This window comes from Actinomycetospora sp., assembly GCF_036497245.1.
In the GTDB taxonomy this organism is placed as follows: domain Bacteria; phylum Actinomycetota; class Actinomycetes; order Mycobacteriales; family Pseudonocardiaceae; genus Actinomycetospora.
Genome location: NZ_DASXJS010000148.1, coordinates 1 through 12,967 on the forward strand (window position 1 = coordinate 1; position 12,967 = coordinate 12,967).

Below are 12,967 nucleotides of genomic sequence, written 5' to 3' on the forward strand. Positions count from 1 at the left end.
CCACGCGCATCCCCGGCGACGAGCAGGACACCGCCCGCACCCCCTACACCGACGGGTGGCCGGGGCCCTCGCGCGAGCGCCACATCGTGGTGTTCGTCCGCGGGCACGCCGTCCGCCTCGACGTGCTGGGGGTCGACGGGAGACCGCACTCCGCGGCGGAGCTGGCCGACGCGCTGCGGGCGATCCAGGCGCGCGCCGACGAGCCGGGACCCGGCGTCGGGCGGCTCACGACGAAGGCCCGCGCCGCCTGGGCAGCGAGCCGGCGGGCGCTGCGCGACGAGCACCCGGACAACGCCGCCGGGCTCGAGACGATCGAGACCGCGCTGTTCTGCGTGAGCCTCGAGGACGGCGTGCCCGACGACGACCTCTCGTGCGGCAAGGCGCTGCTCGCGGGGGAGGCCGCGAACCGGTGGTTCGACAAGGCGGTCACGTTCGTCGTGTTCGCCGACGGGACCGCGGGGATCAACACCGAGCACTGCCGCCTCGACGGAACCACCGTGCTCGCCCTCGTGGACGGCATCCTCTCGGAATCCACCGCCGCGCACGCGGAGCGTCTCGGGGCCCACCCCCACGGCGAGCCCACGGCCACGGAGGTGCGGTTCGTCCTCTCCGACGAGCGGGCCGCCGACGTCCGGGAGGCGGGCGCCGACTTCACCGCGTTCGCCGACGGGGTGGCCACCGAGCGGGTCGTGTTCGAGCACGGCAGCGACCGCGCGAAGCAGCTCGGGGTGTCCCCGGACGCGTTCGCGCAGCTCGCGTACCAGCTCGCGCACCGGCGGGCGAAGGGCTTCACCGGGGCGACCTACGAGTCGATCGCGACCCTCCAGTTCCACCACGGGCGCACCGAGGCGATGCGGGTGGTGACCCCGGAGATCCTCGCGTTCATGGCCGCCATGGACGACCCGGGGACCGACGACGACGCCCGCCGCGCCGCGTTCGACGCCGCGGCCGAGGTCCACGGGAAGCGCGCCCGCGCCTGCCAGGCGGGGGAGGCCCCGGAGCAGCACCTGTGGGAGCTCTCGCTCATCGCGGCGCGCCGCGGTGCCGAGCTCGGCGTGACCCCGCCGCTCGCCGTCGTCGACTCGCCGGGCTGGCGCATCATGCGGGACGACTACATGTCGACGAGCTCGGCGCCCTCGGTCAACGTCCGGCTGTTCGGTTTCGGCTCGACCAGCACCCAGTGCATCGGCGTGGCCTACGTGCTCCTGCCCGACCGCTGGGTCGTCCACCTCAGCACCTCGGCCGAGGTCGGGGAGCAGATGACGCGCTTCGCCGTGGAACTGCGGACCGCCGTCGACGAGATCACGACGCTGCTCGGGGGGCGCTGAGCAGGGACACGGCAGCCGAACGGGGACCGACGGCGACCGACCGGACCGGGCTTGCGATCCTTCTCCCCGTGCGAGACCTCCTCTGGTCGACCTTCCTGCCCTGGGTCCGCGTGCCGGGCACACCGACCTACCGCCGGCTGTCCGCCGAACCGCCCCCGGCGGACCTCGGGGACTACCGGCCCTACGACGCGCCCCACGAACCGCCGGGCGCGACCGTCGACGACACCCGCGCCCGCGCCGTCGCGCGGAAGATCGTCGCCGCCGAGCCGGACCGGGTCGCCGAGGTGTCGGCGCTGCTGGACCGGATCGGGCTCGACCACGGTCCCGAGCCCGAGGCCTGGGACGCGATCGGCGCGCGGTTCGCGGACCGGGTCCCCGACGACGCGACGCCCTCGTTGGTCCTCGACCTCGGTCTGCTGCTCGGACGGCGCATCATCGACGCCCGGCCGGAGGCGCGTTGGGAGGCCGACGACGAGGCCGTCCTCGCCTATCCCCAGATCGTCCTGGGGACGACGGTGATCGCGGTGCCGCTGCAGGCCGTGGAGCGCTGGTCCGACCTCGGCGCGGTCCTGGCGCACGCCCTCGACGCCGAGGAGGCCGACCCCGAGGCCGAGTTCGTGGCCTACCTGCGTGAGGTCCTCGACGCCCGGGGTGACGACCTGAGCGCGGACGACCTCCAGTGGATGCTCGCCGAGAGCGGGCTGGAGGACATGCCGGAGCTCCCCGAGGACCTCGAGGAGCGGCTGCCGGCGCGCGACCCGTCGTCGTGATCTTCGCCCCCGGAAGGAACGAACGACTCGTTCGTGGTCTCTATATGCACGAACGAGTCGTTCGTTCCGAACCCCGGTGGGCTCAGCCGAGCATCTTGCGGAGCACGTAGGGCAGGATGCCGCCGTTGAGGTAGTAGTGCGCCTCACCGGGGGTGTCGATGCGCAGCCGCGCGTCGAACTCGATCGCCTTCCCGCCGTCCGTGGGCTCCGCCGTGACGTGCACGGTGTCGGGCACGCCGCCGTCGTTGAGCGCCGTGACACCGGTGATCGAGAAGGTCTCGGTGCCGGTCAGGCCCAGCGAGTCGGCGTTCTGGCCGTCCGGGTACTGCAGCGGCAGCACGCCCATCCCGACGAGGTTCGAGCGGTGGATGCGCTCGTAGGACTCCGCGACGACGGCGCGCACGCCGAGCAGCGTCGTGCCCTTGGCCGCCCAGTCACGCGAGGACCCGGAGCCGTACTCCTTGCCCGCCAGCACGACCAGCGGGGTGCCCTCGGCGGCGTAGTTCTGGGCCGCGTCGTACACCGCGGCCTGCTCGCCGCCGTGGCTGTAGTCGGCGGTCCACCCGCCCTGGGGCAGGTCCTTGCCGTCGCCGTCGCGCAGCTCGTTGCGCAGCCGGATGTTGGCGAAGGTGCCGCGGATCATCACCTCGTGGTTGCCGCGGCGCGAGCCGTAGGAGTTGAAGTCCTTGCGCTCGACGCCGTGCTCCTTGAGGTAGCGCCCCGCGGGCGACTCCTCCTTGATCGCACCGGCGGGGGAGATGTGGTCGGTGGTCACCGAGTCACCGAGCTTGAGCAGCACCCGGGCGCCCGCGATGTCCGACACCGCCGACGGCTCGCGGTTCATGCCCTCGAAGTACGGGGGCTTGCGCACGTAGGTGGAGCCCTCGTCCCAGGTGAACGTCTCACCCTCGGGCGTGGGCAGCGAGGTCCAGCGCTCGTCGCCGGCGAAGACGTCGGCGTAGCCGGAGGTGAACTGCTCCGGGGAGAGCGCCGAGGCGATGACGTCCTGGATCTCCTGCGGGGAGGGCCAGATGTCCTCGAGGGTCACCGGGTTGCCGTCGGTGTCGTGGCCGAGGGGCTCGGTGGCGAGGTCGAGGTCCATCGTCCCGGCGAGCGCGTAGGCCACCACCAGCGGCGGGCTGGCCAGGTAGTTCATCTTCACGTCGGGGTTGATGCGGCCCTCGAAGTTGCGGTTGCCGGAGAGCACCGCGGTGACGGCGAGGTCGCCGTCGTTGACCGCCTTCGAGATCTCCTCGGGCAGCGGACCGGAGTTACCGATGCACGTGGTGCAGCCGTAGCCGACCAGGTTGAACCCGAGCTTCTCCAGGTACGGCAGCAGCCCGGAGCGCTCGTAGTAGTCCATGACGACCTTGGAGCCGGGTGCCAGCGAGGTCTTCACCCACGGGCGGCGCTCGAGGCCCTTCTCGACGGCGTTGCGGGCCAGCAGGGCCGCCCCGATCATCACCGACGGGTTCGAGGTGTTGGTGCACGAGGTGATCGCGGCGATCGAGACGGCGCCGTGGTCGAGCTCGATCTGGGTGCCGTCGCCCATCGTGACCGGCATCGGGTGCGACGGCCGACCGCTCGGGTCCACCGGCTGGCGGTGCACGGGGCGGTCCCGCTCGTCGTCGGTCTCGTTCGGCGGGTCGGAGGCCGGGAAGGACTCGGCGTCGGACTGCTCGGACTGCGAGGCGGGCGAGCCGTTGCCGTCGTCGACGTAGTCGGGCAGCGCGACCCGGAAGGCGCTCTTCGCCTCGTCGAGCCGGATGCGGTCCTGTGGGCGCTTCGGGCCGGCGATCGAGGGGACGACCGTCGAGAGGTCCAGCGAGAGGGTCTCGGAGTAGTCGGCCTCGTGCTGGGGGTCGTGCCAGAGGCCCTGCTCCTTGCAGTAGGCCTCGACGAGGGCGACCTGCTCGTCGTCGCGGCCGGTGAAGCGCAGGTAGTTCAGCGTCTCGTCGTCGATCGGGAAGATCGCGCAGGTCGAGCCGAACTCGGGGCTCATGTTGCCGATGGTGGCGCGGTTGGCCAGCGGCACGGCGCCGACGCCCTCGCCGTAGAACTCGACGAACTTCCCGACGACCCCGTGCTCGCGCAGCATCTCGGTGATCGTGAGCACCAGGTCGGTCGCGGTGGCGCCGGGGGGCAGCTCACCGGAGAGCTGGAAGCCGACGACCTTCGGGATGAGCATCGACACCGGCTGGCCGAGCATGGCGGCCTCGGCCTCGATGCCGCCGACGCCCCAGCCCAGGACGCCGAGGCCGTTGACCATCGTGGTGTGCGAGTCGGTGCCGACCAGCGTGTCGGGGTAGGCCTGCAGCGTGCCGTTGCCGGGCGCGTTGCGGCTCATCACGACGCGCGCCAGGTGCTCGATGTTGACCTGGTGGACGATGCCCGTGCCGGGCGGGACGACCTTGAACTCGTTGAACGCCGTCTGGCCCCAGCGCAGGAACTTGTAGCGCTCCTCGTTGCGCTGGTACTCCAGCTCCACGTTCTTCTCGAACGCGTCCGGGGTGCCGAAGAGATCGGCGACGACGGAGTGGTCGATGACCAGCTCGGCGGGCGCGAGCGGGTTGACGCTGGTGGCGTCACCACCCAGCTCGGTGACGGCCTCGCGCATCGTGGCGAGGTCCACGATGCAGGGCACGCCGGTGAAGTCCTGCATCACGACGCGGCCGGGGACGTACTGGATCTCGGTGTCGGGCTCCGCGGACGGGTCCCATCCGGCGAGGGCCTGGATGGAATCCTTGGTGGTGACCAGGCCATCCTCGGTGCGGAGGAGGTTCTCGAGGAGCACCTTGAGGCTGAAGGGCAGGCGCTGCGAGCCCTCCACCGCGTTCAGCCGGAAGATCTCGTAGGTGGTGTCGCCGACGGCGAGGGTCCCGCGGGCCCCGAAGCTGTCGACGCTGCTGGACTCTTCGCTCACGCCTGTCCTCCCTGGTGGGGCGGTCCCATGTGGTGGGGGACCGGCCCGCTGCTCTGGTCGACCCGTGCGTGCGAGCCGTCGGTTGGGCCGACCGGAGTGGTGGTGGTACGCCGACCGGTCGATCCGCGGGTGCGGGACCGGCTCCCCGGTGGCCCGTCGGAGCACCCTCGCGTGCCGGCCCGCAGCGTGGCCCGCGGGTGCGTCGCGTCGTGCGTGCCGCGCGGAGACGATCCCGTCCTGCCGGGAGTCTCGCGCACGGTCACCGGCGGCGCACTCGCACCCCCGGACCTGCGCCTTCCAGGTTACGACGATCACGTCCGGCCGTCGGGGTGCCGCGTCTCACCCCACCTCTGCGCCCGGCCCCGCGCCGGCGGCCCGTCGATGATCAGGAGCACGCCTGGCAGAGGGAGAGCGCCCGAAAGCTGCCTCCTGTGCCCCTCGTGCGATACGCCGCACCCCGCACCTTGATCAGGAGCACGCCCGGCAGAGGGAGAGCGGCGTGAGGCTGCCTCCAGTGCCCCTCGCCGGGCCGGCAGCTCGTCGGGCGTACCCCGGAGCACCGTCCGGACACGCCCACGGCGGTGTGGTGCCACCGTTCCGGCGGGCCCAGGTGATCCACTCGCGTCCGCCCAGGGCCGCCGTGGCAGTGGAGGAGGTTCGCCGTGGCGCGAGCGGTCGGTCGGAGCCGGGCCGGGACGGCCACGGGTCTCGTCCTGGCCTGCGCCGCCGCGCTGCTGCTGGCCGGGGTCCCGGCGAGCGCCCAGACCGCGCCGCCCCCGCCGCCGGGCGGGACGGCCGCCGCCGGCGCCGAGGTGGGACGCCTCGTCGGCCAGCTCTCCACGCTGCAGACCCAGCTCGACGGCCTCGCCGAGAAGGCCGGGCAGCGCCAGGAGCTCGCCAACCGCGCCGTCGCCGACGACACCGCCGCCCGCGGTCGCGTCGAGCAGACCCGCCGGGACGCGGCCACCACCCGCGCGGCCGCGGACCGGGTCGCCGCCGACGCCGAGAGTGCCCGCACGCGGGTCGACACCTGGGTGGCCGCGCAGTACCAGCAGGCCGACGCCGCGAGCATCGGCACCGCGCTCGCCGGGACCCGGGGCCCGCAGGACGTGGCCGACCGCCTGCAGCTGCAGGGGCTGGTCACCGCCGAGCAGTCGGCCGACCTCGAGAGCTACGAAAACGCGAGGGTCGAGGCCGCGAACTCCGATTCCCGGGCCCGCGCCGCCGCGGCCGACGCCGCCGACGCCGCGACCCGCGCGGCCGCCACCCGCGACGCCGCCGGCCGCGAGCTCGGCGCCGCCCGGAACGCCGTCGCGGACCAGCAGCGCCAGATCACCGGGGTCACCGCCCAGCGCCAGGCGGCCCAGACGCGGCTCGCGCAACTCGAGGCCTCCGACGCCGCCCTCGCCGCCCAGCGACGGCGGGCCGAGGCGGCACAGGCGGCCCAGCAGCGGGCGCAGGACTCCGCCGACGCGGCGGCACGCGACGCCGCCCGGGCCCGGCTCGCCCGCGGACCCGCGCCCGCCGTCAGCACCCCCACGCCGTCGCCGTCGCCGTCCTCCCCGTCCGGGTCCGCTCCCTCCGGGCAGGACCCGGCACAGACCGTCATCGACCGGGCCCTCTCGGAGCTGGGCACGACGTACGCCTGGGGCGGCGGCGACGCGAACGGCCCCACGCAGGGCATCCACGACGGCGGCGTCGCGGATGCCTTCGGCGACTTCGACAAGACCGGGTTCGACTGCTCGGGCCTGATGGTCTACGCCTTCGCGGCCGCCGGGAAGTCGCTGCCGCACTACAGCGGCTACCAGGAGGATGCGGGCGCGAAGTACCCGCTCGATCAGCGCAAGGCCGGTGACATGCTCTTCTGGGCCGACGACGACGGCGTCCACCACGTCGCCCTGTACCTGGGCGACGACAAGATGGTGGAGGCCCCGGAGTCCGGGAAGGTCGTGCGGATCGCCCCGGTCCGGTTCGACGACGAGATCGTCCCGACCGTGACCCGGCCGCTGGGATGACCGGTCCTCACCGGGGTCTCACCCCACCGGCCCTCTCCTTGATGCGACCAGTCTTGGGCAGGCGCACGGTGTCGGAGGCGGTCGGTACCGTCACGCAGCGACAGTGCAGTAGTGCAGCGGAGCAGGACCGGGCACGGCGCCCGCAGGATTCGGAGGGCCCGCGGTGAGCGAGCAGACGGCGACTGAGCACCAGGGACCGGACACCCCGGCGCACGACGCCGAGCAGCTCGAACGGACCGTGCTCGAGGTCAAGCGCGTGATCGTCGGGCAGGACCGCCTCGTCGAGCGGATGCTGGTCGGCCTGCTCGCCCGGGGCCACCTGCTGCTCGAGGGTGTGCCGGGCGTCGCGAAGACGCTGGCGGTGGAGACCTTCGCGCGGGTCGTGGGTGGCTCGTTCGCCCGCATCCAGTTCACCCCCGACCTGGTGCCCTCGGACATCCTCGGCACCCGGATCTACCGGCAGGGCCGCGAGGCGTTCGACGTCGAGCTCGGGCCGGTCGTCTCGAACTTCGTGCTGGCCGACGAGATCAACCGCGCGCCCGCGAAGGTGCAGTCGGCGATGCTCGAGGTGATGGCTGAGCGGCACGTGTCGATCGGCGGCATCAGCCACCCGATGCCCGACCCGTTCCTCGTGCTGGCCACCCAGAACCCGATCGAGAACGAGGGCGTCTACCCGCTGCCGGAGGCGCAGCGGGACCGGTTCCTCTTCAAGATCCTCGTCGAGTACCCGACGGCCGACGAGGAGCGGGAGATCGTCTACCGGATGGGTGTGCACCCGCCGGAGCCGCACACCGTGCTCGACCCGACCGAGCTGCGCCGCCTGCAGGAGGTCGCCTCGCAGGTGTTCGTGCACCACGCGCTCGTCGACTACGTGGTGCGCCTGGTCATCGCCACCCGCGAGCCCGGTACCCACGGCATGTCCGACGTCGCCGGCTGGGTCGCCTACGGCGCGTCCCCGCGCGCCTCGCTCGGCATCATCGCCGCCGCTCGCGCCCTCGCGCTGGTGCGCGGCCGGGACTACGTGCTGCCCCAGGACGTCGTCGACATCGCGCCGGACGTGCTGCGTCACCGCCTCGTGCTCTCCTACGACGCGCTCGCCGACGGGGTCCCGGTCGACCACGTGGTGACGCGACTGCTGCAGACGGTGCCGTTGCCCCAGGTCAGTGCCCGCCCCGTGGCGGTCTCCGGTCCTGCCGGCCAGGCACCCCAGCACGCCGGCCCCGCGCCCGGGCGCCAGGCGGCGGCCGGCTCGTGAGCGGCGACGAGGCCCCCGCGCGGGTGTCGTGGTGGCCGCGGCTGCTCGGACGCCTCGGCGTGGCCGGGGAGGGGCAGGAGCGCGACGACGACGCGGGCCGGGCTCCCGGGGCGGAGCAGCAGGCCGAGAGTGGGTCCGGGTCGGGAAGCGGTGAGTTCCCTGTCCGCCCGCCGCGCGAGGGCCGGGGCGCCGAGCCGTACCCACCGAGCCTCGCGCCGGGCAGCGAGCACCTCGACGCGTCCTTGCGCACCCTCGAGCTGACCGTCCGGCGACGCCTCGACGGGCTGCTGCAGGGCAACCACCTCGGGCTGGTCCCCGGACCGGGGTCGGAGGCGGGCGACGCGCGGGCCTATCAACCCGGCGACGACGTGCGCCGCATGGACTGGTCCGTCACGGCCCGCACCTCGGAGCCCCACATCCGCGAGACCATCGCGGACCGCGAGCTGGAGGTCTGGCTCGTGGTCGACCTCTCGCCGAGCCTCGACTTCGGCACCGGCGGCTGCGAGAAGCGGGATCTCGCGGTGGCCGCGTGCGCGGCGGTCGTGCACCTCACCCGCGGCGGCGGGAACCGGGTGGGTGCCATCGTCGCCACCGGAGCCGGGGCGAGCGGAGCGACGGGGAAGGGGGCGGGCCTGGTCCGCCTCCCCGCGCGCGGGGGCACGCTGCACGCCCACGGGCTGATGCGCCGCATCGCGGCGACCCCGCGGGCCCCGGAGGGCACCCGGGGCGACCTCCTCGGCGCCCTGGAGGCACTGCGCAACCCACCCCGACGCCGCGGCCTCGCCGTCGTGATCTCGGACTTCCTCGGCGACGTCGACTGGGACCGGGCCCTGCGCGGGCTGGCGATGCGCCACGAGGTGCTGGCCATCGAGGTGGGGGACGAGCGGGACGAGGAGCTGCCCGACGTCGGCACCGTCGTGCTCGCCGACCCCGAGTCCGGGCACACCCGCGAGGTGACGACCACCCCGACGCTGCGGCGCCGCTTCGCCGCCGAGGCCGCGGCCCACCGCGACCGGGTGGCGGCCGCGCTGCGCGGCGCGGGCGCGGGGCATCTCCGGCTGCGGACCGACCGCGACTGGATCGCCGACGTGGTGCGGTTCGTGGTCGCGCGCAAGCGGGGCTGGTCGGGGCAGGGGACGACCTCGGTCACCGGATCCGGGGCACTCGCCGGAAACCGGGCGGGAAGGAGCTGACCCCGTGTTCTCCCACCCGTGGTGGCTGCTCGCCCTCCTGATCGTCGTCGCCCTCGCCGGGGTGTACGTCTGGAACGAGCGCCGCAGGCGCCGCAACACGATGCGCTTCACCAATCTCGGCGTCCTCGAGAAGATCGCGCCGAAGCGGCCCGGGAAGGTACGTCACGCACCGATCGCGCTGATCCTCGTGGCGCTGACCTGCCTCGTCATCGCCCTCGCCGGGCCGTTGACCACCGAGCAGGTCCCGCGCAACCGCGCCACCGTGATGCTCGCGATCGACGTGTCGCTCTCGATGCGCGCCACCGACGTGAGCCCCAGCCGGCTCCAGACCGCGGAGCAGGCGGCCACCGAGTTCGTCGACCAGCTGCCGCCGGGCATCAACCTCGGGCTGGTGTCGTTCGCCGGGACCGCGACGGTGCTCGTGTCGCCGACGCGTGACCGCGACTCCGTCAAGCGTGCGATCTCGACGCTGCAGCTCGCCGAGTCGACCGCGACCGGTGAGGCGATCCAGGCGTCCCTGGCGTCCATCCGGTCCGTGGCGACCCAGATCCAGGGTCCGGAGCAGCCGCCCCCGGGTCGGATCATCCTGCTCTCGGACGGCAAGCAGACCATCCCGTCCGACCTCGAGGCTCCGCGCGGCGCGTTCACCGCCGCCGACCAGGCCAAGCAGCAGGGCGTCCCGGTCTCGGCGATCTCGTTCGGCACCGACTACGGGGAGATCGAGATCGAGGGGCGGCCGGTCCCGGTCGCGGTGGCCGACTCCGACATGCAGGAGATCGCGCGGCGCTCCGGCGGGGACTTCTCGAAGGCGGCCAGCCAGCAGGACCTCCGCGCCACCTACGACACGCTGCGCGAGCAGATCGGCTACGAGTCGCAGGAGGTCGACACCGGGGCCGACTGGCTCATGGCGGGCACGATCCTCGTGGTGATCGGCCTGGGTGCGGCGTTCGCGCTCGGCGCCCGGTTGCCCTAGTCGCGTCACGGTGACGGTGGGTCGCGCCACTGGGAAGGCGCTACCGAGGGGTAGCCGATAGCGTGCGCCGCGGTCAGCCGCCGACGTTGGAGGAGATGCGTGAGCCGGGTCGTGCTCGTGACCGGAGGCAACCGGGGCATCGGCCTCGCGATCGCCCAGGAGCTCGCGAAGGCGGGCAACACCGTCGTCGTCACCCACCGCAGCGGGGAGCCGCCGGAGGGCCTGCACGGCGTGCAGTGCGACGTCACCGACTCCGCGGCCGTCGATGCCGCGTTCTCCCAGGTGGAGAGCGAGCACGGGCCGGTGGAGGTCGTCGTCGCCAACGCGGGCGTCACCCAGGACGGGCTGCTGATGCGCATGCCCGAGGACGCCTTCACCGACGTGCTCGACGCCAACCTGACCGGCGCCTTCCGGGTCACCCAGCGCGCGACGCGGGGGATGATGAAGTCCCGGTTCGGTCGGCTGATCTACATCTCCAGCGTCGTCGGTCTGATGGGCGCGCCGGGCCAGGCGAACTACGCGGCCTCCAAGGCCGGGCTGATCGGGCTGGCGCGCTCGGTCGCCCGCGAGCTCGGCGGGCGCGGGGTGACCGCGAACGTCGTCGCCCCCGGCTACGTCGACACCGACATGACGGCCGACCTCACCGACAAGCGCCGCGAGGAGATGCTGGGCGCGATCCCGGTGGGCCGGACGGCGAAGCCCGAGGAGATCGCCAAGGCCGTCGCGTTCCTCGCCTCCGACGACGCCGCCTACATCACCGGTGCCGTGCTGCCCGTCGACGGCGGCGTCGGCATGGGCCACTAGAGATACACAGAAGGAGCTTTCGTGGGTCTGCTCGACGGCAAGCGCATCCTGGTCACCGGGATCATCACCGACGCGTCGATCGCGTTCCACGTCGCGAAGGCGGCCCAGGAGGCCGGCGCGACCGTGATCCTCACCGGCTTCGGCCGCGTCTCGCTGGTCAAGCGGATCGCGCAGCGCCTGCCGCAGGAGGCGCCGGTCATCGAGCTCGACGTGCAGAACCAGGAGCACCTCGACGGCCTCGCCGACCAGGTCCGTGAGCACGTCGACGGCCTCGACGGGGTGCTGCACTCGATCGCGTTCGCCCCGGCGGCCGCGCTCGGTGAGGGCGCGTTCCTCAAGGCCGAATGGTCCGACGTGTCCACGGCGATCGAGGTCTCGGCGTTCTCGCTGAAGTCCCTCGCCGTGGCCTGCCGCCCCCTGCTCTCGCGCGGGTCGAGCATCGTCGGGATGGACTTCGACAACACCGTCGCGTGGCCGGCCTACGACTGGATGGGTGTCGCGAAGTCGGCCCTCGAGTCGACCACCCGCTACCTCGCGCGTGACCTGGGGCCCGACGGCATCCGCGTCAACCTCGTCGCGGCGGGCCCGATCCAGACCATGGCCGCCAAGTCCATCCCGGGCTTCCAGTCGTTCGAGCAGGCCTGGACCGACCGTGCCCCGCTGGGCTGGGACCTCACCGACCCGACCCCGGTCGCGAAGACCGCGTGCGCGCTCCTCTCCGACTGGCTGCCCACGACCACCGGCGAGATGGTCCACGCCGACGGCGGGTTCCACGCGATCGGCGTCTGAGCCTCACGCGCCCGGCCCGGCTGTCGGGGTCCGGTGGTTCCATCTCCGTACCCGAGACGGAGGCCAGGCCATGGACGACGAGCAGCAGATCCGCGACCTCATCGAACGGTGGGCGCTCGCGGTCCACACCGGGGACATGGCCGGCGTGCTCGCCGACCACGCGCCCGACATCGTCATGTTCGACGTCCCGCCCCCGGAGGACGGGGTGCGGGGGCTGGCGGACTACGAGCAGACCTGGCCCGGGTTCTTCGAGTGGCAGGCGTCGGGGGCGTCGTTCGAGATCGTGTCGCTGGACGTGACGGCGGGCGCCGAGGTCGCGTTCGCGGTCGCCCTGTTGCGGTGCGGGACGCCCGACGAGTTCGCGCGGACGCCGAACCGCCGGCTGCGCCTCACCCTGGGGCTCCGGCGCGACGACGGGCGCTGGGTCGTCGCCCACGAGCACCATTCGTTCACCGACGACGGCGTGGCTGAGGAAGCCTCTGTGGAGCAGGTGCGCGCGGTCCACGAGCAGTGGTTCGAGCAGACCGCGGCCAAGGACCTCGAGGGGATGATGGCGAACATCGCCGACGACGTCGTGTCCTACGAGCACGCGGGCCCGATGAGCTACGAGGGTGTCGACGCGGTCCGTGAGATCTGCCGGTCGGGCCTGGAGTCCGCGTCGGGCGAGATCGCGTTCGACGTGCCGGACCTTCGGGTGCGCGCGGACGGGGACCTGGCGGTGGCCTGGGGGATCGACCGGATCGTCGCGGACGGGGCCGAGTCCCGGTCGCGGGCGACGCGGGTGTTCGAGTGGCGCGAGGGGGAGTGGCAGATGATCCACCAGCACCTGTCGTTCCCCGTGACGGAGAGCTGAGGTCAGGCGCGGACGTCGAAAGGCCACACGCCCGCGGGCCAGGCGGTGCCGACGAACAGCAGCC

General features: G+C 73.2%; 10 protein-coding genes. 9 read left to right on the forward strand and 1 reads right to left on the reverse strand.

Annotated elements, in window-relative coordinates; all coding sequences use genetic code 11:
- Together VGI02_RS15975 and VGI02_RS15980 are read left to right on the forward strand one after the other, a co-directional pair.
- Positions 1-1,328 (forward strand): choline/carnitine O-acyltransferase (locus tag VGI02_RS15975; RefSeq protein WP_331628521.1); only part of this gene is annotated, 1,328 nt, incomplete at its 5' end.
- Between the two features lie 68 nt (positions 1,329-1,396).
- Positions 1,397-2,098, forward strand: coding sequence for a hypothetical protein (locus VGI02_RS15980; RefSeq protein ID WP_331628523.1), 702 nt, complete (start codon positions 1,397-1,399; stop codon positions 2,096-2,098).
- Between the two features lie 82 nt (positions 2,099-2,180).
- On the opposite strand, the gene VGI02_RS15985 is transcribed toward VGI02_RS15980, so the two are convergent.
- Positions 2,181-5,021, reverse strand: coding sequence for an aconitate hydratase (locus VGI02_RS15985; RefSeq protein ID WP_331628525.1), 2,841 nt, complete (start codon positions 5,019-5,021; stop codon positions 2,181-2,183).
- 662 nt (positions 5,022-5,683) lie between these two features.
- Between VGI02_RS15985 and VGI02_RS15990 the strand changes: the two genes are divergently transcribed.
- The 7 genes from VGI02_RS15990 (at position 5,684) to VGI02_RS16020 (ending at position 12,903) form a co-directional block, all read left to right on the forward strand.
- The gene (locus VGI02_RS15990; protein WP_331628527.1) at positions 5,684-7,036 is read left to right on the forward strand and encodes an NlpC/P60 family protein; all 1,353 of its coding nucleotides are present in this window, start codon (positions 5,684-5,686) and stop codon (positions 7,034-7,036) included.
- Positions 7,037-7,199: 163 nt separating this feature from the next.
- Complete coding sequence (locus tag VGI02_RS15995; protein WP_331628529.1) at positions 7,200-8,291, forward strand: AAA family ATPase; 1,092 nt, start codon at positions 7,200-7,202, stop codon at positions 8,289-8,291.
- Positions 8,288-9,484 carry a DUF58 domain-containing protein gene (locus VGI02_RS16000; protein WP_331628531.1) on the forward strand — a complete coding sequence of 399 codons (1,197 nt, stop codon included), beginning with the start codon at positions 8,288-8,290 and terminating at the stop codon, positions 9,482-9,484. The genes VGI02_RS15995 and VGI02_RS16000 overlap by 4 nt, the downstream gene beginning before the upstream one ends.
- Positions 9,485-9,488: 4 nt before the next feature.
- Positions 9,489-10,457, forward strand: coding sequence for a VWA domain-containing protein (locus tag VGI02_RS16005; RefSeq protein ID WP_331628533.1), 969 nt, complete (start codon positions 9,489-9,491; stop codon positions 10,455-10,457).
- A 99-nt stretch (positions 10,458-10,556) separates the two neighbouring features.
- Positions 10,557-11,261, forward strand: a complete 705-nt coding sequence (fabG, locus tag VGI02_RS16010; protein ID WP_331628535.1) for a 3-oxoacyl-[acyl-carrier-protein] reductase — start codon at positions 10,557-10,559, stop codon at positions 11,259-11,261.
- A gap of 21 nt (positions 11,262-11,282) precedes the next feature.
- Positions 11,283-12,050, forward strand: coding sequence for an enoyl-ACP reductase FabI (gene fabI, locus VGI02_RS16015; RefSeq protein WP_331628537.1), 768 nt, complete (start codon positions 11,283-11,285; stop codon positions 12,048-12,050).
- 70 nt (positions 12,051-12,120) lie between these two features.
- Positions 12,121-12,903: a YybH family protein gene (locus tag VGI02_RS16020; RefSeq protein ID WP_331628540.1), complete on the forward strand. Its 783-nt coding sequence runs from the start codon at positions 12,121-12,123 to the stop codon at positions 12,901-12,903.
- Positions 12,904-12,967: the final 64 nt, after the last annotated feature.

Bases quoted from the DNA above. Each gene is read 5' to 3' on its own strand.
- VGI02_RS16020 (WP_331628540.1), top strand. From the start codon at position 12,121: ATGGACGACGAGCAGCAGATCCGCGACCTCATCGAACGGTGGGCGCTC.